At 71.2% G+C, this 24,505-nt stretch carries 26 protein-coding genes; 17 read left to right on the forward strand and 9 right to left on the reverse strand.

Annotated features, from left to right (window positions below):
- Positions 1-54: 54 nt before the first annotated feature.
- The 8 genes from ACIQMX_RS15745 (at position 55) to ACIQMX_RS15780 (ending at position 6,901) form a co-directional block, all read left to right on the forward strand.
- Positions 55-1,083 carry an ABC transporter substrate-binding protein gene (locus tag ACIQMX_RS15745; RefSeq protein WP_402478274.1) on the forward strand — a complete coding sequence of 343 codons (1,029 nt, stop codon included), beginning with the start codon at positions 55-57 and terminating at the stop codon, positions 1,081-1,083.
- Entirely contained in the window at positions 1,080-2,096 is a 1,017-nt protein-coding gene (locus tag ACIQMX_RS15750; protein ID WP_402478276.1) for an NrtA/SsuA/CpmA family ABC transporter substrate-binding protein, read from the forward strand. The genes ACIQMX_RS15745 and ACIQMX_RS15750 overlap by 4 nt, the downstream gene beginning before the upstream one ends.
- Positions 2,093-2,926 carry an ABC transporter permease gene (locus ACIQMX_RS15755; RefSeq protein WP_402478279.1) on the forward strand — a complete coding sequence of 278 codons (834 nt, stop codon included), beginning with the start codon at positions 2,093-2,095 and terminating at the stop codon, positions 2,924-2,926. Before ACIQMX_RS15750 ends, ACIQMX_RS15755 begins: the two co-directional genes overlap by 4 nt.
- Positions 2,923-3,681 carry an ABC transporter ATP-binding protein gene (locus tag ACIQMX_RS15760; RefSeq protein ID WP_363074324.1) on the forward strand — a complete coding sequence of 253 codons (759 nt, stop codon included), beginning with the start codon at positions 2,923-2,925 and terminating at the stop codon, positions 3,679-3,681. The genes ACIQMX_RS15755 and ACIQMX_RS15760 overlap by 4 nt, the downstream gene beginning before the upstream one ends.
- Positions 3,682-4,569 (forward strand): ABC transporter substrate-binding protein, encoded by an 888-nt coding sequence (locus ACIQMX_RS15765; RefSeq protein WP_402478282.1) that lies wholly within the window; start codon positions 3,682-3,684, stop codon positions 4,567-4,569.
- A gap of 4 nt (positions 4,570-4,573) precedes the next feature.
- Entirely contained in the window at positions 4,574-5,647 is a 1,074-nt protein-coding gene (locus ACIQMX_RS15770; RefSeq protein ID WP_363074328.1) for an LLM class flavin-dependent oxidoreductase, read from the forward strand.
- A gap of 129 nt (positions 5,648-5,776) precedes the next feature.
- Complete coding sequence (locus ACIQMX_RS15775) at positions 5,777-6,565, forward strand: VOC family protein (protein ID WP_363074330.1); 789 nt, start codon at positions 5,777-5,779, stop codon at positions 6,563-6,565.
- An 81-nt stretch (positions 6,566-6,646) separates the two neighbouring features.
- Positions 6,647-6,901, forward strand: a complete 255-nt coding sequence (locus ACIQMX_RS15780) for a WhiB family transcriptional regulator (RefSeq protein WP_219568402.1) — start codon at positions 6,647-6,649, stop codon at positions 6,899-6,901.
- 28 nt (positions 6,902-6,929) lie between these two features.
- Here ACIQMX_RS15780 and ACIQMX_RS15785 read toward each other — a convergent pair whose 3' ends face one another.
- The 4 genes from ACIQMX_RS15785 to ACIQMX_RS15800 all read right to left on the reverse strand — a co-directional run bounded on the left by ACIQMX_RS15785 (position 6,930) and on the right by ACIQMX_RS15800 (position 10,260).
- Positions 6,930-7,838, reverse strand: coding sequence for a chitosanase (locus ACIQMX_RS15785; protein ID WP_402478493.1), 909 nt, complete (start codon positions 7,836-7,838; stop codon positions 6,930-6,932).
- Between the two features lie 109 nt (positions 7,839-7,947).
- Positions 7,948-8,922: an acyl-ACP desaturase gene (locus ACIQMX_RS15790; protein ID WP_402478287.1), complete on the reverse strand. Its 975-nt coding sequence runs from the start codon at positions 8,920-8,922 to the stop codon at positions 7,948-7,950.
- A gap of 285 nt (positions 8,923-9,207) precedes the next feature.
- Positions 9,208-9,399, reverse strand: coding sequence for a hypothetical protein (locus tag ACIQMX_RS15795; RefSeq protein WP_363074334.1), 192 nt, complete (start codon positions 9,397-9,399; stop codon positions 9,208-9,210).
- Positions 9,400-9,408: 9 nt separating this feature from the next.
- Positions 9,409-10,260, reverse strand: a complete 852-nt coding sequence (locus tag ACIQMX_RS15800) for a Scr1 family TA system antitoxin-like transcriptional regulator (RefSeq protein ID WP_402478291.1) — start codon at positions 10,258-10,260, stop codon at positions 9,409-9,411.
- A 164-nt stretch (positions 10,261-10,424) separates the two neighbouring features.
- Between ACIQMX_RS15800 and ACIQMX_RS15805 the strand changes: the two genes are divergently transcribed.
- Positions 10,425-10,886: an ATP-binding protein gene (locus ACIQMX_RS15805; RefSeq protein ID WP_363074338.1), complete on the forward strand. Its 462-nt coding sequence runs from the start codon at positions 10,425-10,427 to the stop codon at positions 10,884-10,886.
- 70 nt (positions 10,887-10,956) lie between these two features.
- Here ACIQMX_RS15805 and ACIQMX_RS15810 read toward each other — a convergent pair whose 3' ends face one another.
- Both ACIQMX_RS15810 and ACIQMX_RS15815 read right to left on the reverse strand, forming a co-directional pair.
- Positions 10,957-12,588 carry an ABC-F family ATP-binding cassette domain-containing protein gene (locus ACIQMX_RS15810; RefSeq protein ID WP_402478294.1) on the reverse strand — a complete coding sequence of 544 codons (1,632 nt, stop codon included), beginning with the start codon at positions 12,586-12,588 and terminating at the stop codon, positions 10,957-10,959.
- 313 nt (positions 12,589-12,901) lie between these two features.
- Positions 12,902-13,318 carry an SsgA family sporulation/cell division regulator gene (locus ACIQMX_RS15815; protein WP_363074342.1) on the reverse strand — a complete coding sequence of 139 codons (417 nt, stop codon included), beginning with the start codon at positions 13,316-13,318 and terminating at the stop codon, positions 12,902-12,904.
- A gap of 166 nt (positions 13,319-13,484) precedes the next feature.
- Here ACIQMX_RS15815 and ACIQMX_RS15820 point away from each other — a divergent pair, with 166 nt between their 5' ends.
- Positions 13,485-14,576, forward strand: a complete 1,092-nt coding sequence (locus ACIQMX_RS15820) for a YCF48-related protein (RefSeq protein WP_363074344.1) — start codon at positions 13,485-13,487, stop codon at positions 14,574-14,576.
- A gap of 6 nt (positions 14,577-14,582) precedes the next feature.
- Here ACIQMX_RS15820 and ACIQMX_RS15825 read toward each other — a convergent pair whose 3' ends face one another.
- Positions 14,583-14,876 carry a YciI family protein gene (locus ACIQMX_RS15825; protein ID WP_363074346.1) on the reverse strand — a complete coding sequence of 98 codons (294 nt, stop codon included), beginning with the start codon at positions 14,874-14,876 and terminating at the stop codon, positions 14,583-14,585.
- A 44-nt stretch (positions 14,877-14,920) separates the two neighbouring features.
- Here ACIQMX_RS15825 and ACIQMX_RS15830 point away from each other — a divergent pair, with 44 nt between their 5' ends.
- Positions 14,921-15,598 (forward strand): endonuclease V, encoded by a 678-nt coding sequence (locus ACIQMX_RS15830; protein WP_402478299.1) that lies wholly within the window; start codon positions 14,921-14,923, stop codon positions 15,596-15,598.
- A gap of 81 nt (positions 15,599-15,679) precedes the next feature.
- Positions 15,680-15,823: a morphogenic membrane protein MmpA gene (gene mmpA, locus ACIQMX_RS15835; RefSeq protein WP_363074350.1), complete on the forward strand. Its 144-nt coding sequence runs from the start codon at positions 15,680-15,682 to the stop codon at positions 15,821-15,823.
- A 22-nt stretch (positions 15,824-15,845) separates the two neighbouring features.
- On the opposite strand, the gene ACIQMX_RS15840 is transcribed toward mmpA, so the two are convergent.
- Positions 15,846-17,036, reverse strand: coding sequence for a saccharopine dehydrogenase family protein (locus ACIQMX_RS15840; RefSeq protein ID WP_402478303.1), 1,191 nt, complete (start codon positions 17,034-17,036; stop codon positions 15,846-15,848).
- Positions 17,037-17,241: 205 nt separating this feature from the next.
- On the opposite strand from ACIQMX_RS15840, the gene ACIQMX_RS15845 reads away from it, so the two are divergent.
- From ACIQMX_RS15845 to ACIQMX_RS15860, 4 genes are read left to right on the forward strand one after another with little or no spacing between them, the layout of a single operon-like run.
- Positions 17,242-18,402, forward strand: coding sequence for a CaiB/BaiF CoA transferase family protein (locus ACIQMX_RS15845; protein ID WP_402478305.1), 1,161 nt, complete (start codon positions 17,242-17,244; stop codon positions 18,400-18,402).
- On the forward strand, positions 18,402-19,544 hold the full coding sequence (locus ACIQMX_RS15850; RefSeq protein ID WP_402478308.1) for an acyl-CoA dehydrogenase family protein: 1,143 nt from the start codon (positions 18,402-18,404) through the stop codon (positions 19,542-19,544). The genes ACIQMX_RS15845 and ACIQMX_RS15850 overlap by 1 nt, the downstream gene beginning before the upstream one ends.
- Before the next feature lie 49 nt (positions 19,545-19,593).
- Positions 19,594-20,808, forward strand: a complete 1,215-nt coding sequence (locus tag ACIQMX_RS15855; protein ID WP_402478311.1) for an acetyl-CoA C-acetyltransferase — start codon at positions 19,594-19,596, stop codon at positions 20,806-20,808.
- Positions 20,809-20,839: 31 nt separating this feature from the next.
- A complete protein-coding gene (locus tag ACIQMX_RS15860) occupies positions 20,840-23,014 on the forward strand; it encodes a 3-hydroxyacyl-CoA dehydrogenase NAD-binding domain-containing protein (protein ID WP_402478314.1) in 2,175 nt (724 codons plus the stop codon).
- 105 nt (positions 23,015-23,119) lie between these two features.
- Here ACIQMX_RS15860 and ACIQMX_RS15865 read toward each other — a convergent pair whose 3' ends face one another.
- On the reverse strand, positions 23,120-23,863 hold the full coding sequence (locus tag ACIQMX_RS15865) for a MerR family transcriptional regulator (RefSeq protein ID WP_402478317.1): 744 nt from the start codon (positions 23,861-23,863) through the stop codon (positions 23,120-23,122).
- Between the two features lie 127 nt (positions 23,864-23,990).
- Here ACIQMX_RS15865 and ACIQMX_RS15870 point away from each other — a divergent pair, with 127 nt between their 5' ends.
- The gene (locus tag ACIQMX_RS15870) at positions 23,991-24,467 is read left to right on the forward strand and encodes a macro domain-containing protein (RefSeq protein WP_402478320.1); all 477 of its coding nucleotides are present in this window, start codon (positions 23,991-23,993) and stop codon (positions 24,465-24,467) included.
- Positions 24,468-24,505: the final 38 nt, after the last annotated feature.

Raw genomic sequence — 24,505 nt, forward strand, 5'->3', positions numbered from 1 at the left:
ATGCGCCGTGCCCGTCGGCCGACCTCCTGCTCCGCCGATCCCCGGGAAGACCCCATGACGTCTGCCGTCCTGCCCCGCACCCTCTGGTTCACCCGCTGTCCCGTTCCCACCGCCACCGGCATCGCCGCCGACCGGCGGTGGCTCACGGACGAGTTCGCCGCCGACGGCATCTCCGTCCGCTCCCTCCAGGACGCCTCCCCGGACGCCGACCGCGCCGCGCACTACACCCACGCCCTGCCCGGCCTCTTCCGGGAGGGCGGCAACGTGCCCGCCCTGTGGGCCCGTTCACGAGGCGAGCGCACCCGGCTGGTCGGACTCACCTGGATCGAGGAGCGGCAGGCCGTCCTGGTCGCGCCCGGCTCCGGGATCCGTGGCGCCGCCGCGCTTCGCGGGCTGCGCCTCGCCGTGCCGAAGCACGACATCGCCATCGACTTCTGGCGGGCCATGGCCCTGCGAGGCTTCGAGGGGGCGCTCGCCTCCGCCGGACTCGCCCTGGACGACGCCTCGTTCGCCGACGTACCCGCCGCCGGGCACGAGGGCCAGTGGGCGGCCGAACTCGCGGCGCTGCGGCGCGGCGACGTCGACGCCGTGTACGTGAAGGGCGCGGTGGCCGTCGAGGCGGCCCGCCGGGCCGGCGCCGACGTGGCCGTCGAACTCGACGAACTGCCCGGCCGGCGCTTCCGCGTCAACAACGGCACCCCGCGCCCCATCACCGTCCACCAGCAGCTCCTGGACGAACACCCCGACCTCGTCGACCGCTTCCTCGCCGTCCTGCTGAGGGCGGCCGACTGGGCCGCCGGGCAGCCCGAGGAGGTCCGGCGCATCCTCGGCGCCGAGACCGGGGCGGGCGCCGACGGAGTGGCCGGCGCCTACCGGCCCGGCACCCATCTGGCCCTCCACCCCGACCTGTCCGCCGAACGTCTCGCCCTGCTCGCCGCACAGGAGGCCGGGCTGCGCGCCCACGGCTTCCTGCCCGAACCCGTCGACGTGGCGGCCTGGGCCGACCCCGAACCGCTGCGCCGCGCCGCCGCCCTGGTACGCCGCGCCCCCGCACCCCTGAGCCCAGAGGAACCCTCGTCATGATTCTCGCCCGACCACTGCGCACCACCGCCGTTCCGGCGCTCCTCACGGTCTCGGCGCTCGTCGCCCTCACCGCCTGCGGCACGTCCGGGGCCGACAGTGCCGCGGGGGGTTCGAAGGCCACGGTGACCGTCCGCATCCCCGACCCCGGAAACTCCGGGGTGCTCGCCCTCGGCAAGAAGGACGGCAGTCTCGACAAGGCGCTGGCCAAGGCCGGTGCCAAGGTCCGGTGGACCGGCAGCGCGGGCCCGTTCGCCCCTGCCGCCCAGGCGATGAACGCGGACCAGCTGGACATCGCCACGGGCTCCATCACCTCCGGCATCACCTCGCTCGCCCAGCGGCCCGGCTTCAAGTTCTTCACCGCCGTCGACCCGGACGCCGCGGGGGAGGGGATCCTCGTCAGGAACGGGTCGGACATCGGCTCGGTGGCCGACCTCGTGGGGAAGAAGGTCGCCGTCAACCAGGGCGGCACCGGCGAGTACCTGCTGCTCAAGGCCCTCGCCAAGGCCGGCATCCCGGCCGGCAAGGTCACCCGGGTCTATCTGCGCCCCGACCAGACCGCGGCGGTCTTCAACGCCGGCAAGGTCGACGCCTGGGCCGTCTGGGCCACGTACGCGGTCGCCGAGATCGGCAGTGGCAAGGCGCACTTCGTCGCCGACGGCGCCGCGATCGGCTCCGACAACTACAGCCTCAACGCCGTGCGGACCGAGTTCGCCGAGCAGCACCCGAAGGTCGTACGGGCCCTCTACCAGTACCTCCACGAGGCCAGCGCCAGGGAGAAGCAGAACCCGGCCGCGTACCTCAACGTCTTCACGGACGTCGGCCCGACCGCCGTGACCGGCAAGGCCAAGGAGGTCCAGACCGCGTTCACCGCGCAGGGCGGGACCGTGGATCCCATCGGGCCCGAGGACATCGAGCGCTTCGAGGACGTCGCCGCGTTCTACGCCGGCCAGCACGTCACCAAGGACCGGGTCGACGTCGCCGCGCACCTGATCGATGCCGGGAAGCTGACATGAGCGACACCGCTGCCGCGCCTCCCGGACTGATCCGGCCGCGCCCGAGGACCGGCAGAGCCCGCAGCCGGGGCTACGCACTCACGGTCCGCACCCTCGGGCCTCTCGCGCTGCTCGCCCTGTGGTGGGCGGCCTCCGCCACCGGACTCCTCACCCCCGACGTCCTGGCCTCTCCCGGTGAAGTGCTCAGTGCCGTAGGTGAGCTGTGGGGAAACGGCCAGCTGCCCGACGCGCTCACCACCTCTCTCACCCGCTCCGGCCTGGGCCTCCTGATCGGGCTCGCCGCCGGGCTGGTCCTCGGCATCACCACCGGATTCACCCGGCTCGGCGACGAACTGCTCGACTCATCGCTCCAGACCCTGCGCACGATCCCCTTCCTCTCCCTGGTACCGCTGTTCATGGTCTGGTTCGGGATCAACGAGACGGCGAAGATCCTCCTCATCGCCGTCGCGACCACCTTCCCGATGTACGTGTCCACATCGAGCGGGGTGCGCAACACCGACCCGAAACTCGTCGAAGCCATGCGGAGCTTCGGGATGGGACGCCTCGCCCTCGTGCGCGAAGTCGTCCTGCCCGGCGCCCTGCCGTCCCTGCTCGCCGGACTGCGCCTGTCGATGACGCTCAGCGTCATCGCGCTGATCGCGGCCGAGGAGATCAACGCGACCGCCGGCATCGGCTATCTGATGTCCCAGGCCCAGAGCTACGCCCGCACCGACATCCTCGCCGTCTGCATCCTCGTCTACGGGCTCCTCGGACTGACCGCCGACATTGTCGTGCGGCTGCTGGAACGCGTACTGATGCCGTGGCGCACTCCCCGGGGAGCCACCCGATGACCACCGATCCGACACCCGTACCCGCCGTACGCGTACGAGGACTGCGCCGCGCGTTCGGCGACCGCGCCGTTCTCGACGGCCTCCGGCTCGACATCGCCCGTGGTGAGTTCGTCGCCCTGCTCGGTGCCAGCGGCAGCGGGAAGACGACGCTGCTGCGCATCCTCGGGGCCCTCGACGGTGCCGACGGGGGAGAGGTCCTCGTCCCCGAGGCCCGCACCGTCGTCTTCCAGGAACCCCGGCTCGTCCCGTCGAAGAGGGTCCTGGCCAACGTGACGGTCGCCCTGCCCCGCAGCCGCTCCGCCCACGGGCTCCGCGCGCTGGCCGAGGTCGGCCTGGAACGCCACGCCGATGCCTGGCCTGCCACCCTCTCCGGCGGCGAGGCCCAGCGCGTCGCACTCGCCCGCGCCCTCGTCCGTGAGCCGGAACTCCTGCTGCTCGACGAGCCGTTCGCCGCCCTCGACGCACTGACCCGGCTCAAGATGCAGGACCTGGTCGGAGAGCTGTGCCGCAGGCACCGCCCCGCCGTCCTGCTGGTCACCCATGACGTCGACGAGGCCGTGCGGCTGGCCGACCGGGTCGCCGTCCTGCGCGACGGCCGGCTCGTGACCGACGAGACCGTCACCGTCGACCGGCCGCGCGACCCGGGCGACCCCGCGTTCGCCGCCCTGCGCCGAAGGCTCCTGGCCGACCTCGGCGTCGACGCCCCCGCACCTTCCCTGCCGTCCCCCGTACGTACCGAAGCCGGAGTGATCTGAATGACCCTCACCATCGGTGTCCACAGCAGCAATCCGTCCCTCTACCACCTCTACCACCTGTCCCGGCTGGGCTTCGCCCAGGAGGAACTGGCCCCGCTGGGCGAGACCGTCGTCTTCCACCCGTACACCAACGGCGTGCGCACCGGCGAACTCCTGACCCGGGGCGTCATCGACTTCGGCGGCACCGGCTCCACCCCGCCCGTCACCGCCCAGGCCGCCGGGCACGACATCGTCTACACCGCCGTCTCCGCCCCGCGCCCCGAACACGGTGCGCTCCTCGTCCCCGAGGACAGCCCCGCGCGCACGGTCGCCGACCTCAAGGGCGCGACCGTGCACCTGGCGACCGGATCCTGGCAGACCCATCTCATCGCCAAGGCGCTCGACGACGCCGGGCTGTCCTACGCCGAGGACATCACGGCCGTCCGCAGCAACACCGGGAGCGAGGAACTGCTGCGCACCGGCGCGATCGCCGCCTGGGTCGCGCAGGGCTCCGAGCTGGCGGCCGCCCGGCGCACCGGCGGACTGCGGACCCTGGTCCGTACCGGCGACGTCATCAGCGACCGTTCCGTGTTCTTCACCCGCCGCGACCTCGCCGAATCCCGGCCCGAGGTCATCGAGGCCCTGACCCGCGCGCTGCGACGTGCGGACGAGTGGGCCGCGGCCCACCCCCGGCAGGCCGCCGAGATCGCCGCCGCCGACCTCGGTGGCTCGGCCGACGACTGGGAGACCGCCCTCGCCTCGCTGCCCTGGACGATCGAGCCCGTCTCCGATGCCTTCATCGCCGAGCAGCAGGAGGCCGCGGACATCTTCCACCGGACCGGATTCATCGACCGGCCGGTCACCGTCGCCCACGCCCGTGCCCGTACCGCGGCCGGCAAGGCGGTATGACGACATGGCGACCGAAGTCCTCTGGTACATCATTCCGCGCGAAGGCGCCTACCCCTGGGAGCCCGAGGGCCGGCGCCCCGTGGACCTCGGGTACCTGACCCAACTGGCCGGTACGGTCGAGCGGCTCGGCTACAGCGGCGCGCTGCTCGCCACCGACCTGTACGACGTCTGGCCGCTCGGCAGCGCGCTGGCCGCCTCGACCAGCACCCGCTTCAAACCCCTGCTCGCCGTCCACCCCGGGCTCATCCCGCCGACGCTGCTCGCCAAGATGGCGCTCAGCTTCGACACGCTCTTCGGCGGCCGGCTCCGCTTCAACGTGGTCAACGGCTCGACGAAGTCGCTGCGGGAGTACGGACTGCACGTGGAGCACGACGAACGGTACGAGCTGAGCGCGGAGTACTGGTCGATCGTGAAGCGGCTGACGGCCGGCGAGGTCTTCGACCACAAGGGCCGCTTCTACGACCTGAGGAACGCCGGTGCCTCCTTCCGCGAACTGAAGCCGGTCCAGGACGGGCACATCCCGCTCTGGTTCGGCGGCTCGTCCGACCCCGGCATCGAGATGGCCGCCGAGCACGTGGACGTCTTCCTGACCTGGGGGGAGCCGCCGCACCTGCTGAAGGAGAAGCTGGAGAAGGTCCGGGCGAGGGCCGCCGCGTACGGCCGCACCCTCCGGATCGGGCTGCGGCTGCACCTGATCGTCCGGGACACGGAGGAGGAGGCCTGGGCCGCGGCCGACCGGCTCCTCGACGTCACCAGCGACGCGACCTACGCCCGTCAGCTCGGCGACCGGGCCGGCGAGGACGGCGTCGGCTGGCAGCGGCAGTTCCGCCAGCACGGCGGAAAGGTGCCCGCGCACGCCCGTGAGCTGGAGGTCCACCCCAACATGTGGCCGGGCATGAGCCTGTTCCGGCCGGGCCCGGGAACGGCCGTGGTGGGATCGACGGCCCAGGTCGTCGAGCGGCTCAAGGAGTTCGAGGACCTGGGCGTCGACACCTTCATCCTTTCCGGGAATCCGCTGCTGGAGGAGGCGTACCGGGTCGCGGAGACGGTGCTGCCGGCCCTGGGGGTCACCCGCTGACGGGTGAGGCCGTGCTCCGGCCGGCCGTGGCCGGAGCACGCAGGGTCTGCGGTTGTCAGTGCCCGGTGCCAGACTCGGAGGGTCAGGACATCCCGCTGTGCGAGAACGGGACCACCGAAGGAGCGCACGATGCTCACCACCCGTTTTGTCGACGGAGCCCCCAACTGGATGGATCTCGGCACCCCGGATCTCGAAGGGGCCGTTGCCTTCTACACCGCGCTCCTGGGATGGGAGTACGAGGCCGGAGGCCCCGAGACGGGCGGCTACGGGATGTTCCTGCTGGACGGGAAGACGGTCGGCGGCGCGATGACGGTCACCGAGGAGCAGGCGAAGCCGTCCTGGTCGGTGTACTTCCGGTCGGCGGACGTCACGGCCACCGCGCAGGCCGTGCGCGACGCGGGCGGGGCGGTGCCGTTCGAGCCGATGGACGTCCTGGAGTACGGCCGGATGGGCGGGTTCACCGACCGGGCCGGGGCGTACTTCGGCGTCTGGCAGCCGAAGCGGAACCCGGGTCTCGGCCTCGTGAGCGAGCCGGGCAGCCTCTGCTGGGCAGAGCTCTACACCCCGGACGTACCGGCCGCCGCCGCCTTCTACGACGCCGTCTTCGGCTGGGACACCACGCAGACGCCCTATCCCGGCGGCGGCGGGGCGTACACCGTCATCAGGACGGCCGGTGGCGGCGAGGAGACCTCGTTCGGCGGACTCGTCCCGCTGGACGCCGTGCCCGTCAGGGCCGCCGCCGGTCCGCACTGGCTGCCGTACATCGAGGTCGAGGACTGCGACGGCGCCGCGCGGGCGGTCGAGCAGCTGGGCGGCAAGCTGACGCTGGAACCGACGGAGATGGAGGGCGTGGGCACCTTCGCCAACGTCGAGGATCCGTACGGCGCCGCCTTCGCCGTGATCAGGGGCGTGCAGTGACCGGTGCGTCGCGGACGGCCCGTCCGGCCGGTTGATGGATCGTTGATCAGTCGTTTATCGCGGCAGGGCACTGTGTGGCCCATGCTGATCAACACCGCGACCGACCCCGCTCTGGCCTGGCAGGAGACAGCGCTGTGCGCCCAGACGGGGCCCGAGTTCTTCTTCCCCGCCCCCGGCAGCTCCACACGTGAGGCCAAGCAGCTCTGCAACGCCTGCGAGGGACGTCTGGCCTGCCTGGAGTACGCACTCGACAACGACGAGCGCTTCGGCGTGTGGGGCGGTCTCTCCGAGAAGGAGCGCGACCGCCTCCGCAGAGTGGACCGCGACCGGGCGTGACCCCGGGCCCTTGATCCGGCGCGCCGCCTCAGGACGGGATACGGAACGTCTCGCCGTACATCTTCCAGGTCAGCGGCGGTTCGAGGGCCAGGTTGCCGTCCTCCAGGAAGACGCGCTGGGCGGTGTCGATGCGTGAGGTGTCCTGCTGGTTCTTCTTGGACTTCATCACGGTCCGCGCCGCTTCGAGGAAGGCGTCCAGGTAGGCGCTCTCGTCGCCGCCCTCCGCGACCGTGTCCGCCTCTTCCGCGGCTGCCTTCCGGATGCCGTAGAAGGAATCCGACTCGGACCCGGGCCCCTGGAGAACCATGGCGTCGAAGTAGATGTACTGCCCCAGGGTGCCGAGCCCGTCCAGTTTCGCCAGATGGACGGCCGGTTCGAAGTACTGCTTCAGCCGGACCAGGTCCTGTGCGGCGCGGAAGTCGGGGTCCTCGGCCGACTTCTTCCACGCGGTCGTGAATCCGGGGTCCAGTCCCTCGTGCGACGCGGTGCCGTCGACCTCGCGCAGCGCCGGGACGAACGGTGCCAGCGGGCTGTCCGGGTGTTCCGCGGTGAACGACTCGACGAACGTGAGCATGTCGTGCGTACTGGAGCAGAAGCCGACGATTCCGGCGTTGTAGCCGGTGCCGTCACCGGTGTCCTCGATCGTGCCGTACTGGCTGCGCCAGTCCAGCGTCGATCCCTCGGCGCTGGCCAGCAGCTGCCAGGCGATCTCGCGCCGCTTCGGCTCGGCCAGCCCCGGGGGCATCGCCGCGACGCGCGCGTTGAGCTCGTTCCGTTCCTCGTCGTCCGCCGCGGCGAACGGGTCGGCCGGCGCGGGCGCGGTGACCGGCGCCTTCGCGGTGGGAGAGCTCGTGGGCAGCTCCGCGTCGCCGCCGCTGTTGAAGAGCAGGGACACGGCGATGGCTATCGGCGCACCGAACAGGACGACACGGGTCACAGGTTTCACCGGCACAGAGTACGGTCCGCGCAGCCCGGGGGAGGGCTCGCCCCCGTACGGGGGCGGACCGGAGCGGTCCGTCCCCGTACGAGGGCATCTGCGGCGGCTGTCAGGCCTCGGCGCGGGCCGCCATGCGCGCCTTGCGCGCGGCGAGCTTCTCGTCGAACTTCGACGCCTCGCTGTCCAGCCCGTTCATGTACAGGCCGAGCTCCTCCTGCGCCCTGAGGCCCTCCGGGCCCAGGCCGTCGATGTCCAGGACCTTCAGGTAGCGCAGCACCGGCTGGATGACGTCGTCGTGGTGGATCCGCATGTTGTAGATCTCGCCGATCGCCATCTGCGCCGCGGCCCGCTCGAACCCGGGCATGCCGTGGCCGGGCATCCGGAAGTTCACGACGACATCGCGCACGGACTGCATGGTCAGGTCCGGGGCGAGCTCGAAGGCCGCACCGAGGAGGTTGCGGTAGAAGACCATGTGCAGGTTCTCGTCGGTCGCGATCCGTGCCAGCATGCGGTCGCAGACGGGGTCGCCCGACTGATGTCCGGTGTTGCGGTGCGAGACCCGGGTCGCCAGCTCCTGGAACGCCACGTAGGCGACGGAGTGCAGCATCGAGTGGCGGTTGTCGGACTCGAAGCCCTCCGCCATGTGTGCCATACGGAACTGCTCCAGCTTGTCCGGGTCCACGGCACGCGAGGTGAGCAGGTAGTCGCGCATCACGATCCCGTGGCGGCCCTCCTCGGCCGTCCAGCGGTGCACCCAGGTGCCCCAGGCGCCGTCGCGGCCGAAGAGCGAGGCGATCTCGTGGTGGTAGCTGGGGAGGTTGTCCTCGGTCAGCAGGTTCACGACCAGGGCGATCTTGCCGATGTCGGTGACCTTGGACTGCTCGGCCTCCCATGCCTGGCCGTCGTCGAAGACACCGGGGAAGTTCCGGCCGTCGGAGAACGGCACGTACTCGTGCGGCATCCAGTCCTTGGCGACCTTGAGATGGCGGTTGAGCTCCTTCTCCACCACCTCTTCCAGCGCGTACAGCAGTTGGGCGTCGGTCCACGCCTGTGAACTGCCGAGGTGGGGAGAGGTGATCGTCACGGGGGCTCCTGGGGACGGGAGAATTACCTACGGCTTCGTAGGTTACGAGACCGTAGGTTAAAGCGGCAGTAAGGCCCCCGCCAAGCCCATCCGGGCGACAATCGTTCACACAGTGTCATAAGTGCAGGTCATGCGTATATACAGAGGGTCAGGACGGTGTGCGGGCAGAGGTGTGGGGCCGGAGGGAAGCGCATGACCGGCCGGGCCGTGCCCCCATGGTGATGCGCTCTGAACTGTCGGCGTACTCGGAGCGCAGCGCATCAGGGGCGCGGTCGGGGGGCCGGATCAGAGCAGGTGGTCCGCCGCGCCTGCCTTGACTGCGAAGATCAGCGCCTGGAGCGCCTCCATGGAGTCACTGACGTAGGCGGCCTGGTCGGTCGTGGAGCCGATGTAGGCACGGCCCTGGTCGTCGAGTCCGAAACGGAAGCAGTTCGCGCCCTCGCTGCAGAAGGCTTCGTCCCAGCAGATGTCGTTCATGGTCTCTCCTCAGAGGTCCTGGGCTATGCATCGGATGAAGTCACGTGATTCCTCGACAGGCAGTGCGAGCAAACGCAGGCGATCCAACAGGCCCCGGTACCGGCGCAGTTGCATATCCGCGTCCAGCAGCATCGAGCCGTGCGAGGAATCGAGTTGCACGGTATCGAGCTGCGGGACCGCCGCGCCGACATAAGTGAACGACTGTCCGGCTCCCGGGAAACCGCCGGCGGCGAAGGGGATGGCCCGGACGGTGATCCGGCTGCGCTCGGACTGGTCGAGAATGTGTTCCAGCTGGGCCCGGGTGACCTTGGGGCCGCCGAACTGCATCCGCAGCGCCGCCTCGTGGATCACCGCCTCGTACAGCGGCGGCCGGTCCCGTTCCAGCACTTCCTGGCGGCGCAGCCGCAGGGAGAGGCGGGCCATCAGGTCGGGGCCCGGCAGCCGGGGGTCCGCGGTGTCGAAGACCGCCCGCGCATGTTCCTCGGTCTGGAGCAGGCCGGGGATGTGCGTGGTGGTGGCAGTGTTCAACTCCACTGCGTGGAACTCGAGTTCGGCGATGTCCAGCAGACTCGGCAGCAGCAGCCCGCGATGCTCCTCCCACCAGCCCCTGGCCCGCTCCGTCGCCATCTCCGCCAGCAGGTCCACGAGTCCTGTGTCCGGACAGCCGTAATTGAAGGCGAGCGTGCGGACCCGCTCGGCGCTGATGCCGAACCGGCCGGACTCGATGTTGGGGATGCGGGTGCGGTCGACGCCCAGCAGTGCGGCGGCCTGCTGGGCCGACATCCCCGACTGCTCGCGCAGTTTGCGCAGTTCGTACCCGAGGCGTTGTTGTCGCGCGGTCGGGGTGGTCCTGGGTGGCACGGTGTGTGTCCTTCCGGGGTGAGCGGCGAAATAGCCGGAAACACACAAGTAGTAGCACTGTGCTCCGGGCGTGCGCTACGGTCGGTAGCGCAAGTCTCACACGGGGCGACCGCGCCCCTGTGTGTGATCGTCGCCACACGTCCCAGAAATGTGAGCAGCACTTGATGAAGGGCGCACTGCGTTGTCTCCCGGCCCTCGCACCCGCCGGCCCACAACCACCGGCGGCGGACAACCTCAGCTACTCGTTCGCCCTGCCGGGCGGCGCCTTCTGCGCGGGCCTCGCCCGCCGCGCCGTGGACGAACTGCTCAGCCGGCACGGTCTCGCCGAACTCGCCGAGACGGCGGTACTCGCCACCTCGGAACTCGTCGCGGCCGCCTATCGCTTCACACCGGACCGGGAGATGCTCCTGCGGGTCCACTGGCAGTACGACGCGCTGCGGATCACCCTCTACGACCAGCACCCGGTCCATGCGTCGCCCGAGAAGTCCGAGGAGTGCCGGGAGCAGCGCAGCGCCAGCATGTGGCTGCTCGCCGCCGCGGTGGACGCGCACGGCGGGGACTGGGGACTGGCTCCCGCGCTGACGGCCTCCGGCGGCTCCAAGACCTGGGCTTTACTCCACCGCTGAGCTGCCGCCCTCCACCCGCTCGCCCCCACCCCCCGACCCCCACCCTCGCCCCCACACCCCGCCCCGTACGTCACAGCCCGGCGCGGACCTCCTCGGCCGTGGTGTCCCGGAGTCCGCCGTCGAGCAGCAGCCAGCGCGTGATCCCGAGTGATTCGAGGAACGGAACGTCGTGGCTCGCCACGATCAGCGCCCCCTCGTACGCGTCGAGTGCCACCGTCAGCCGGCGCACACTCGCCATGTCCAGGTTGTTCGTCGGCTCGTCCAGCATCAGCAGCTGAGGTGCCGGTTCGGCCAGCAGCAGCGAGGCCAGCGCGGCACGGAACCGCTCGCCGCCCGACAGGGTCCCTGCGGGCCGGTCGGCCCGGGCGCCCCTGAACAGGAAATGGGCCAGCCGCGCCCTGATCCGGTTGTCCGTGGCACCCGGTGCGAACCGCGCCACGTTCTCCACCACACTCAAGCCGTCGTCCAGCACATCGAGCCGCTGGGGCAGAAAGCGCATCGGCAACTGCACCGATGCCTCACCGCAGACGGGTGCCAGCTCGCCGGCCAGGGTCCGCAGCAGCGTGGTCTTGCCCGCTCCGTTGCGCCCCACCAGCGCGATGCGCTCCGGACCGCGTATCTCGAACGAGCCCCGCACCCGTGCCCCGTAGGCGAGCTCCAGATCGCTCAGCAGAAGCACGCCCTGGCCCGGATGGACCTTGGTGCGAGGCAGTTCGACCCTGATCTCGGCATCGTCCCGTACCGCCTCGACAGCGTCGTCGAGGCGCTCCTTCGCCTCCGTCAGCTTCTCCGCGTGCATGATGCGGTGCTTGCCCGCCGACTCCTGTGCGGAGCGCTTGCGCGCGTTCATGACGGCCCTCGGCTCGCGCTTGTTCTCGTACATCTTCTGTCCGTAGCGCTTGCGCCGGGCCAGCTTGACCTGCGCCTCCGCGAGTTCCCGCTTCTGACGGTGCACATCGGCCTCGGCGACCCGCACCATGCGCTCGGCGGCCTCCTGCTCGACGACGAGCGCCTCCTCGTACGCCGGGAGGTTCCCGCCGTACCAGCTGACCGAGCCCTCCCGCAGGTCGGCGATCTGGTCGACCCGCTCCAGGAGTTCCCGGTCGTGGCTGACGACGACGAGGACGCCGCTCCACGCGTCGACCGCCGCGTAGAGGCGGCCGCGTGCGTACAGATCAAGGTTGTTCGTCGGTTCGTCCAGCAGCAGTACGTCCGGGCGGGCCAGCAGCAGCGCCGCCAGGCGCAGCAGCACGCACTCGCCGCCCGACATCTCACCGATCGTGCGGTCGAGCCCGATGTGGCCGAGGCCGAGCTGGTCGAGCGTGGCGAGCGCGCGTTCCTCCACGTCCCAGTCGTCGCCGACGGCGGCGAACCGCTCCTCGCCGACGTCGCCCGCCTCGATGGCGTGCAGCGCCGCACGGGTCTCGGCGATGCCCAGGGCGGCGTCGACGCGCAGCGCGGTGTCCAGGACCAGGTTCTGCGGCAGGTGACCGACCTCGCCCGTCACCCTGATATGGCCCTCGACGGGCGTGAGTTCACCGGCGATCAGCCGCAACAGGGTCGATTTGCCGGAGCCGTTGAGCCCGATGAGTCCGGTCCGGCCGGGTCCCACGGTGAGGTGGAAGTCGTCGAGGACCGAAGTGCCGTCGGGCCAGGCGAAGGACAGCGACGAGCAGGTGATGTGGGTGAGAGGGGCAGGCACAGGGAACTCCCGGTTGCGAGGAAGGGCAGGGGCAACGGGGCGAGACACCGGTCACTGGCCTTCCACGGGAGAGATCCCGGAAGAGAAGAGAGGAAAGGCCCTGGTCGCGGAGGACGGCTCGAAGAGCTGAGGTCACACTCGGGCACGCGGACATGTGAAGACATGACCCGGCGTGCGGCACGGTGTCTCAAGACCTCAGACGAGCAACGTCCTACTCCTGTCGGCGACAACAAGGACATCGTCGAAGGTACGGCGGTCCCCGGGGCGGGGCAAGCGGATTAACGGGTCCGGGGCCGGCCCCGGCGCGACGGGGTCAGCGGGAACCGCCGAGCAGGTGTGCCAGGCTCCGGTCCAGCTCGAGGAAGCGGTACTCCTCCCCGGCGGGGACGAGTTCCTGGGCCCGCCGCAGGAACCGGCGCAGCTCGGCGGTGCGCACATGCACCATCGCGATGCCTTCGGCGGCGTGGAACTCCAGCACGGTGCGGTCGTACCCGAAGGGCCTGACACGTACGTCCCCGACCCCCGCCGACGCGTCCAGTCCCGCTGCCAGCAGCTCCCGGGAGAACTCCCAGGACACCTCGGAACCCTCCAGCGTCGCCGGCGCGGGGAACGCCATGCGGACGGCGAAGGGGTCCGTGCGGTCGTAGCTCAGTACTGCGGGAAGCGTTTCCATCTGCGGCGCGGATGCGACCATCCGGGCCTGCACGGACTGTTCGATTACGGTGGACAAGGCCTGCTCCCTCTCGCGACGCTCCTGTACAGACGATGGAACCCGTCGATCCGTGCATCGGAGCACGGCGTGAGTTGCGTCACCGCACACCGTCGCCTGCACACGTGCCCGTTTTCCGGCGATGCACCCTGGACGGGGCCCGGCCGGTGGATTAGCTTCCAGCGCCATGAAGCCCATGGGGAAGACGCGACGACTGATGTCACTGGGACTGTGCGGGGCCGCGCTGGCCGCCGCGCTGGCAGCGCCCGCCGCCGAGGCGGCACCCGGCGAACGGCACGGTCCGGCCTGGACGCCCACCGACACGGGCACCGACGCCCGCTTCCGGGGACTCGCGGCCGTCAGCAGCCGTACGGCGTGGCTCGCGGGCTCGCGGGGCACCGTGCTGCGCACCACGGACGGCGGCCGGCACTGGCGCGACGTCTCGCCGCCCGGCGCCGCCGAGGAGGGACTGGAGTTCCGCGACATCGAGGCCTTCGACGCCCGGCGGGCGGTGGCCCTGGCCATCGGCGAGGGCGAGGCCTCCCGGGTGCTGCGGACGGAGGACGGCGGGGCCACCTGGACCGAATCGTTCCGCAACACCGACGCACGCGCCTTCTACGACTGCCTCACCTTCTTCGACAGCCGCCACGGCCTGGCCATGAGCGACCCCGTGGACGGCCGGTTCCGCCTCCTGTCCACCGCCGACGGCGGCCGCAGCTGGAACGTGCTGCCCAGCGCCGGCATGCCGCAGGCGCAGGCCGGTGAGGCGGGGTTCGCGGCCAGTGGGCAGTGCCTGGTCAGCGCCGGTTCCAAGGACGTCTGGCTGGCCACCGGCGGGGCGGCCACCGCCCGGGTCCTGCATTCGGACGACCGCGGGCTGACCTGGACCGCGACAGCGTCGCCGATCCCGGCCGGTGACCCGGCCCGCGGTGTCTTCGGCCTCGCCTTCCGGGACCGGACCCACGGCATCGCGGTCGGCGGTGACTACCGCGCCGACCAGGCGTCGCCCCGCGCCTCGGCGGTCACCTCCGACGGGGGCCGCGGCTGGCAGCCGTCCCGTACGCCGACCCCCGCCTACCGCTCGGGCGTCGCCTGGCTGCCGCACAGCCGCTCGGCCGCACTCGCGGTCGGCCCGGCCGGCACCGACCTCACCACGGACGGCGGCCGCACGTGGCGCACGGTCGGCACCGGGTCGTACGACACGGTCGACTGCACCGCGGACGGGAGCTGCTGGGCGGCCGGCGAGAAGGGGCGGGCCGCACGCGCGTCCGTCCGCTGACGGGTCCTACACCTGCTGACGATAGGGAGCGAGCGCGTCCGACGTCTTCGTCGCGATGAACTCCGTGATCCGGTACGCGCAGACGCCGTGCACGACGAAGGGGTCGGACGCCGCGAGCCGTTCGATCGCGGCCCGGTCGTCCCCGGCCGCGAGAATCACCCCGCCCTCGCGGGGGTTCTTGCGGCCGGAGGCGATGAACACCCCGGCCGCGTACTGGACGTCGAGCCAGGCGACGTGATCCTGCATCAGCGCGTCGACGCGGTCCAGCGGGGCGGTGTAGGAAAGATCGAGAACGAACATGATCCGAAGGCTACGGGAGCGGCCCGCCTAAACTGACCGGCACCATGACGACACTGCGGATACCCGCCGACGAGGCCGAGGCACGAGCCCTCCAGGACACCCTGCGGACCCGGGTGGTGCTCGACGAGTCCGGGCCGGCGCCGGGCACCGGCCGGGTGACGGGCGTCGACGTCGCCTACGACGACCGGCGCGATGTCGTCGTGGCGGCGGCCGTCGTCCTGGACGCGGCCACGCTGGAGGTCGTGGCGGAGGCCACCGCCGTCGGGCAGGTCACCTTCCCGTACATCCCGGGCCTGCTCGCCTTCCGCGAGATCCCCACCGTGCTGGCCGCGCTGGAGTCCCTGACCGTCGATCCGGGGCTCGTCGTCTGCGACGGCTACGGGCGGGCGCACCCGCGCCGCTTCGGCCTCGCCAGCCATCTGGGCGTGCTCACCGGGCTCCCGGTCATCGGCGTCGCGAAGAACCCGTTCACCTTCTCGTACGAACAGCCCGGTCCCCGCCGCGGTGACCGGTCGCCGCTGCTCGACGGGGACGAGGTGGTGGGGCAGGCGCTGCGCACCCAGGACGGCACGAAACCGGTGTACGTCTCGGTCGGGCACCGGACCGGCCTGGACAACGCCTGCGCGCACACGCTGCTGCTGGCCCGGGACTTCCGCCAGCCGGAGACCACCCGCAGGGCCGACGCGCTGTGCAGGCGGGCGCTCCGGGAGACCACCGGCTGAGGACCCGCGCGGGCGCGGGGTCCGGGCGTCTGAGTATCCGTACGGATGGCGCCCGCCGATCATGGTCGGCAGTCTGGACGCATGAACGCATCTCGCTCAACCGCTCGAACCGCGCCTCTCCACCCTGCCCAGCGCCGTGTGGCGGTGGGCATGCTCATCGGGGGTGCGGTCGGTTTCGTCTGGGTCGGGGCGATGCTCTACACCCTGGCCTCCTGGATCCTCTGATCCCCGACCGCCCGGCGGCGCGTCAGCGTACGGCCGCCACCCGGAAGCGCAGACCCGCCCCGCGCAGCCGCTCCAGCAGCGCGTCTCCCATGGCGACCGCCGTGGTGACCTGGCCCGAGGTCGGCGGAAGCTCGTCCATCGCCAGGCACAGCGCCGCCTCCGCCAGCATCTTCGCCGTCTCGTCGTAGCCCGGATCGCCGCCCGACACCTCGGTGAAGACCCGACGGCCACCGCCCTCGCCGACGAACCGGACCGTGAACCAGCTCCGGCGGCGGCGCTCCTCGTCCGGGCCCGACCCGGGCTCGTAGCGGTCCATCAGCCAGTTCCGTACGGCCGGCAGCTGCGCCGCGCCGAGCAGGGCGCCCAGTGCCGCCGTGCCGCCCAGGGCCACCGGCAGATGCTTGACCGAGGCGTAGTGCCGGTAGCGGAAGTCGGGGCCGTAGCGGGGGAGCGCACGGGCCGAGCGCCTGACGATCTGCGCGTCGAGCGTCGGCAGCGGAAGTGCCCAGGTGCCGGTCTCCGTGCTGAAGCGCGGCCCGCCGAGCGGCGCGGCGGCGCGGCGGGCGACCAGCCGGGGCTCGTGGAGCCGGCGTTCCCTGGCGGCGCTCAGCATCTGCGGGCCGCGGCCCATGGCGTTGAGTGCGGAGGCGAACGTACCGCCCGAGAAGGCGGCGTTGGAGCGGACGAATCCGTCGATGCGGAGCGGGACGTCCTCGGGCAGCTGCAGGACCGTGAAGTACGCCCCCAGATCGTGCGGTACGGAGTCGAAGCCGCAGGCGTGCACGATCCTGGCCCCGGTCTCGCGTGCCCGGGCGTCGTGCTCCAGGTACATCCGGTCGGCGAACTCCGGCTCGCCGGAGAGATCCGTGTAGTCCGTTCCCGCCTCGGCGCAGGCCGCGACCAGCTTCTGGCCGTACCAGACGTACGGGCCGACGGTCGTGGCCACCACATGGGCGGACTCGGCCAGTTCGCGCAGCGCGTCCGCGTCGTCGGCGTCGGCGTGCAGCAGGGGGAGGTCCGCGCAGTGCGGATGCAGTGCCGTGAGCCGGTTGCGCAGCTGCTCCAGTCCGGCGCGGTTGCGGCCGGCCAGAGCCCAGCGGCAGCCGTCCGGGGCGTGGGCCGCCAGATACCGGGCGGTGAGCTCACCCACGAAGCCGGTGGCGCCGAAGAGGACCACGTCATAGGGGCGTGATGCCCCGTTCTGCCTGTTCACGAGTGCCTCCGCAGGGGCCGGCGCCGATGTAGCAGGCAGAGGGTAGCGGAGCCGTCCGTGGCGGTGTGCGGGCGGGGAGGCTTCATGGGAGAGGATCCCGGGGAGAGAAACTAAGCGCTTGCTCGCTCCAGGGGGTTGTGCGGAGCGCGGCGCATTCTTAGCATCATCGGTGTTACATCGGTTGTGTCATACCGCTGGGGGCTCGATGGCAACGACAGGGAACGGCTCGCACGGTCCGCGCGGCCCGCTGGCCGGGGTGCGTGTGGTCGAGCTGGCGGGCATCGGGCCGGGCCCGTTCGCCGCGATGCTCCTGGCCGATCTCGGCGCCGACGTGGTGCGCGTCGACCGGCCCGGCGGCGCCGGACTCGGCATCGATCCGGCCGGTGACCTCACCAATCGCAACAAGCGCTCCGTCCTCGTCGACCTCAAGGACCCGGCCGGCCCGGACACCGTCCTGGACCTGGCCGAGCGCGCCGACATCCTGATCGAGGGGTACCGGCCCCACGTCGCCGAACGCCTCGGTGTGGGCCCGGACGCCTGCCTCGCCCGCAATCCGCGGCTCGTCTACGGACGGATGACCGGCTGGGGTCAGGACGGCCCGCTCGCCGAACGGGCCGGGCACGACATCGCCTACATCGCCGTCACCGGCGCCCTCTCCATGATCGGCAAGCCGGACGAGCCGCCCACCGTTCCCGCCAACCTGCTCGGCGACTACGCGGGCGGCTCGCTCTACCTCGTCGTCGGCGTCCTCGCCGCCCTCCAGCACGCCCGGACCCCTGGCGGCAGCGGACAGGTCGTCGACGCGGCGATCGTCGACGGCACCGCGCACCTCACCATGATGATCCAGGGCATGCTGCACGCCGGCGGCTGGCAGGACCGGCGCGGCTCCAACCTCCTGGACGGCGGCTGCCCGTTCTACGGTTCGTACGAGACGGCCGACGGCGCGTACATGGCCGTCGGCCCGCTGGAGAAGCGCTTCTACGCCCAGTTCACCGAACTCCTCGGCCTCGGGGACACGGCCCCCGACCGGGGCGACCTCGCCCGCTGGGACGAACTGCGCACCGCCGTCGCCGCCCGGTTCCGTACCCGCACCCGCGCGGAGTGGACCGAGGTCTTCGACGGCTCGGACGCCTGCGTGGCCCCCGTCCTCTCGCTCCGCGAGGCACCGCACCACCCGCACCTCGCCGCCCGCGCCACCTTCGTCGAACACGGCGGACTCACCCAGCCCGCGCCCGCCCCCCGGTTCTCGGCCACGCCGTCCTCGGTGCACAGCGGACCGGCCCTGCCGGGCGCGGACACCGAGGCCGTCGCCGCCGACTGGGGCGTACCGGCCCTGCGGACCACCCGGAAGGACACGACCGACTGATGCAGCGGCAGATCTTCACCGAGGAGCACGACGCGTTCCGCGAGACGGTCCGCACCTTCCTGACCAAGGAGGTCCTCCCGCACTACGACCAGTGGGAGAAGGACGGCATCGTCTCGCGCGAGGCCTGGCGCGCCGCCGGACGGCAGGGACTGCTCGGCCTCGCCGTCCCCGAGGAGTACGGAGGCGGCGGGAACACCGACTTCCGCTACAGCGCAGTCCTCGCCGAGGAGTTCACCCGCGCCGGAACCCCCGGCCTCGCGCTCGGCCTGCACAACGACATCATCGGCCCGTACCTCACCGGCCTGGCGACCGAGGAGCAGAAGCGGCGCTGGCTGCCCGGCTTCTGCAGCGGCGAGATCATCACCGCCATCGCGATGACCGAACCCGGCGCCGGATCCGACCTCCAGGGCATCAGGACCACCGCCGAGGACCGGGGCGACCACTGGCTGCTCAACGGCTCCAAGACGTTCATCTCCAACGGCATCCTCGCCGACCTGGTGATCGTCGTCGCGAAGACCACCCCGGAAGGCGGCGCGAAGGGCCTCTCGCTGATCGTCGTCGAGCGCGGCGCCGAGGGCTTCGAGCGCGGCCGCAACCTCGACAAGATCGGCCAGAAGTCCCAGGACACCGCCGAGCTCTTCTTCCACGACGTGCGCGTGCCCAAGGAGAACCTCCTCGGCGAACGCGACGGCGCCTTCGTCCACCTGATGACCAACCTGGCCCAGGAGCGGATGGGCATAGCCGTCGCCGGGATCGCCGCCGCCGAGCACCTCGTGGAGATCACCACCGCCTACGTCAAGGAGCGCGAGGCCTTCGGACGCCCGCTCTCCAAGCTCCAGCACATCCGCTTCGAGATCGCCGAGATGGCCACCGAGTGCGCCGTCACCCGCGCCTTCCTCGACCGGTGCATCGTCGACCACTCGGACGGGACGCTCGACGCCGTACACGCCTCCATGGCGAAGTGGTGGGCGACCGAACTGCAGAAGCGCGTCGCCGACCGGTGCCTCCAACTGCACGGCGGATACGGATACATGGCGGAGTTCCCGGTGGCCAGGGCCTTCACCGACGGCCGCATCCAGACCATCTACGGCGGAACGACCGAGATCATGAAGGAGATCATCGGCCGCTCGCTGCTCGCCTGACCCGGTCCCCGTCACCCTGTTGCGCAACCACCCTCGAAAGGCAGCTGTCTTGAGTACCGAAGCATTCGTCTACGACGCGATCCGCACCCCGCGCGGCCGCGGCAAGGCCAACGGGGCCCTGCACGGCACCAAGCCGATCGACCTCGTCGTCGGACTCATCCACGAACTCCGCGACCGCTTCCCGGGCCTGGACCCGGCGGCGATCGACGACATCGTCCTCGGCGTCGTCAGCCCGCTCGGCGACCAGGGCTCCGACATCGCGCGCATCGCCGCGATCGCGGCCGGTCTGCCCGACACCGTCGCCGGAGTCCAGGAGAACCGCTTCTGCGCCTCGGGCCTGGAGGCCGTCAACCTGGCTGCCGCCAAGGTCCGTTCGGGCTGGGAGGACCTCATCCTCGCGGGCGGCGTCGAGTCGATGTCCCGCGTCCCGATGGGCTCGGACGGCGGTGCCTGGGCGATGGACCCGATGACGAACTACGAGACCGGCTTCGCGCCGCAGGGCGTCGGCGCGGACCTCATCGCGACCATCGAGGGCTTCTCCCGCCGCGACGTCGACGAGTTCGCCGCCCTGTCGCAGGAGCGCGCCGCCGAGGCGTGGAAGGACAACCGCTTCGCGCGCTCGGTCGTCCCCGTCAAGGACCGCAACGGCCTCGTCGTCCTCGACCACGACGAGCACATGCGCCCCGGCACCACCGCCGACTCCCTCGCCGCGCTCAAGCCGTCGTTCGCCGCGATCGGCGAGATGGGCGGCTTCGACGCGGTGGCGCTGCAGAAGTACCACTGGGTGGAGAAGATCGACCACGTCCACCACGCGGGCAACTCCTCCGGCATCGTCGACGGCGCCGCCCTCGTCGCGATCGGATCGAAGGAGATCGGCGAGCGCTACGGCCTCACCCCGCGCGCCCGGATCGTCTCCGCCGCCGTCTCCGGATCCGAGCCCACCATCATGCTCACCGGCCCCGCGCCCGCCACCCGCAAGGCGCTCGCCAAGGCCGGCCTGACCATCGACGACATCGACCTCGTCGAGATCAACGAGGCCTTCGCCGGAGTCGTCCTGCGCTTCGCCCGCGACATGGGCCTCTCGCTCGACAAGATCAACGTCAACGGCGGCGCCATCGCGCTCGGCCACCCGCTCGGCGCCACCGGCGCGATGATCCTCGGCACCCTGATCGACGAACTGGAGCGGCGCGACAAGCGCTACGGCCTCGCCACCCTCTGCGTGGGCGGCGGCATGGGCATCGCCACCGTCATCGAGCGTCTCTGAACGTCCCCCTTCCTACGGAGAAGACAGACACATGACCGAGAGCACGACCATCCGCTGGGAACAGGACGAGACCGGCGTCGTCACCCTCGTACTCGACGACCCCAACCAGTCCGCCAACACGATGAACCAGGCGTTCCGGGACTCGATCGAGGCCATCGCCGACCGGGCCGAGGCCGAGAAGGAATCCATCCGGGGCATCATCTACGCCTCCGCCAAGAAGACGTTCTTCGCGGGCGGCGACCTCAAGGACATGATCAAGATCGGTCCCGAGAACGCGCAGGCCGCGTTCGACGCCGGCACCGCGATCAAGAGGTCGCTGCGCCGCATCGAGACCCTCGGCAAGCCCGTCGTCGCCGCCATCAACGGCGCGGCCCTCGGCGGCGGTTACGAGATCGCCCTCGCCGCCCACCACCGCATCGCCCTCGACGCCCCCGGCTCCCGCATCGGCCTGCCCGAGGTCACCCTCGGCCTGCTGCCCGCCGGCGGCGGCGTCACCCGCACCGTACGCCTCATGGGCATCGCCGACGCGCTGCTCAAGGTGCTGCTCCAGGGCACCCAGTACACCCCGCGGCGGGCCCTGGAGAACGGCCTGGTCCACGAGGTCGCAGCCACCCTCGAGGAGATGCTCGAAAAGGCCCGCGCCTTCATCGACGCGAACCCCGAGTCCCAGCAGCCCTGGGACGTCAAGGGCTACCGGATCCCCGGCGGCACCCCGTCGAACCCCAAGTTCGCCGCCAACCTGCCCGCCTTCCCGTCCAACCTGAAGAAGCAGCTCGCCGGTGCGCCCATGCCCGCGCCGCGCAACATCCTCGCCGCGGCCGTCGAGGGCTCACAGGTCGACTTCGAGAACGCGCTCGTCATCGAGGCCCGCTACTTCACCGAGCTGGTCACCGGCCAGGTCTCGAAGAACATGATCCAGGCGTTCTTCTTCGACCTCCAGGCCGTCAACTCCGGTGCCAGCCGCCCCAAGGGCATCGAGGAGCGCCAGGTCCGCAAGGTCGCCGTCCTCGGTGCCGGGATGATGGGCGCGGGCATCGCGTACTCCTGCGCCCGGGCGGGTATCGACGTCGTCCTCAAGGACGTCTCCACGGAGGCCGCCGCGAAGGGCAAGGCGTACAGCGAGAAGCTGCTCGACAAGGCGCTCTCCCGGGGCCGTACGACCGAGGCGAAGCGCGACGAGCTGCTGGCCCGCATCACCCCGACCGGGGACCCGGCCGACCTCGCCGGCTGCGACGCCGTCATCGAGGCCGTGTTCGAGGACACCGCGCTCAAGCACAAGGTCTTCCAGGAGATCCAGGACATCATCGAGCCGGACGCCCTGCTCTGCTCCAACACCTCCACGCTGCCCATCACGGTGCTGGCCGAAGGCGTCGCGCGCCCCGTCGACTTCATCGGGCTGCACTTCTTCTCGCCCGTCGACAAGATGCCGCTCGTCGAGATCATCAAGGGCGAGAAGACCGGTGACGAGGCCCTGGCCCGCGCCTTCGACCTGGTCCGCCGGATCAGGAAGACGCCGATCGTCGTCAACGACTCGCGCGGCTTCTTCACCTCGCGCGTCATCGGCCAGTTCCTCAACGAGGGCGTCGCCATGGTCGGCGAGGGTGTCGAGCCGGCCTCCGTCGAGCAGGCGGCCGCGCAGGCCGGCTACCCGGCCAAGGTGCTCTCCCTGATGGACGAGCTGACGCTGACCCTGCCCCGCAAGATCCGCAACGAGACCCGCAAGGCCGTCGAGGAGGCGGGCGGCAGCTGGGCCGGCCACCCGGCGGACGCGGTCATCGACCGGATGGTCGACGAGTTCGGACGCCCCGGCCGCAGCGGTGGCGCGGGCTTCTACGAGTACGACGAGAGCGGGAAGCGCACCCGCCTCTGGCCCGGACTGCGCGAGCACTTCGGCACCCGGCCGGACACGGACATCTCCTTCACCGACATGCAGGAGCGGATGCTCTTCTCCGAGGCCCTGGACAGTGTCCGCTGCCTGGAGGAGAACGTCCTGATCACCGTCGCCGACGCCAACATCGGCTCCATCATGGGCATCGGCTTCCCCGCGTGGACCGGCGGCGTGCTCCAGTACATCAACGGCTACGAGGGCGGTCTGCCCGGCTTCGTGGCCCGCAGCCGGGAACTCGCCGAGCGCTACGGCAACCGGTTCCTGCCGCCCGAGCTGCTCGTGGAGAAAGCGGAGAAGGGCGAGACCTTCCACGACTGACGCCGCCGCGACGGGCCGCACCCGGGGGTGCGGCCCGTCAGGCAGCCGGGGCGGGTCGGGAAGGTCCCGCCGGGCCGGCCCTTCGGGCGGCGGACGGCGCCACTTTCAGACCCCGCCCTGGTCGGCAGCGAAGGCGGCCCGCAGTTCTTCCTTGAACGAGCGCTGGAACGCGGTCACGAGCGCCTGGAGCACCAGCGGCTGCATGTGCGCGGACAGCGACCTCATCGCCTTGAGGTGCTCCGGGTCCGACTCCCGCTTCCGGTACGGACCCCACACCTCGTCCCGGAAGAGCCGACTCAGTTCGTGCGCGACCGAGCGGGTGTGTTCCAGCAGGACCGTACGGGCGGCGAGGATCGTCTCGTGCGCGATCGGGACGTCGAGCAGTTCCACGCCGAGCCGCAGAAGGCCCGGGTCCACCCGGTACACGCCGTCGTCCGCCCCGGACCGCTCCAGCACCCCCATCGCGGCCAGCCGGTCGATGTCCTCCTGCGACAGCGGCCGCCCCGAGCGGCGCTCCAGCTCCGCGCGGGTCGCCTCCTCCGCCGAATCGGGTGCCCACGAAGCCACCAGGGCCCGGTGAATGGCCAGATCGTGGGCGCTCAGATCGGGCGGCAGCTGCTCCAGGTAGCGTTCGATCGCGGCGAGCGTCATGCCCTGGTGCTGGAGCTCCTCGATGAGCGCCAGCCGGGAGAGGTGCTCGTGCCCGTAGTGCCCGACCCGGCGCGGCCCGATGACCGGGGGCGGCAGCAGCCCCCGGGTGCTGTAGAAGCGCACGGTGCGCACGGTCACCCCGGCACGTGCCGCCAGCTCGTCGACGGTGAGCTTCGGCTCCTCGCCCTCGGTCGCCATGTCTGCTCCTCGTGTCCGCCCGCGGACGGGCTGCCGTGTGCATGCGCCCCTCCGGTGCAACAGTATTGCTGTCTCACCAGTGATGTGAAAGAGCCGGGATGTCAGTGGGCGCGCATAGCCTGACCGCATGTCGGAGATCACTTACGTACGCGGCGACGCGACCTCCCCTCACGGCAAGGGCGTCAAGCTGATCGTCCATGTCTGCAACGACCTCGGTGGCTGGGGCAAGGGTTTCGTCCTGGCCCTGACGCGGCGCCGGCCCGAACCCGAAGCGGCGTACCGCCGATGGCACCGGGAGCGTGCGGGCAACGACTTCGGCCTCGGCGCCGTGCAGTTCGTGCAGGTGAGCCCGTACATCTGGGTGGCGAACGCGGTGGGCCAGCGCGGGATGCGCACGGGGAGCAACGGGGTCCCGGTGCGTTACGAGGCGATCGACGGCGCGCTGGGGGCGGTGGCGGACCGGGCGGCCGAGCTGGGGGCCTCGGTTCACATGCCGCGGATCGGCTGCGGGCTGGCGGGCGGGACATGGTCCCGGATCGAGCCCCTGATCGAGAAGCGGCTGACCGGAGGGGGCATACCGGTGACGGTGTACGACTTCGACTGAGTCCGTTCGTCCGGATCATGCCGGATAGCCTGACGCCG

Origin of the sequence: Streptomyces sp. NPDC091416 (genome assembly GCF_044756845.1) — a bacterium.
GTDB lineage: Bacteria > Actinomycetota > Actinomycetes > Streptomycetales > Streptomycetaceae > Streptomyces.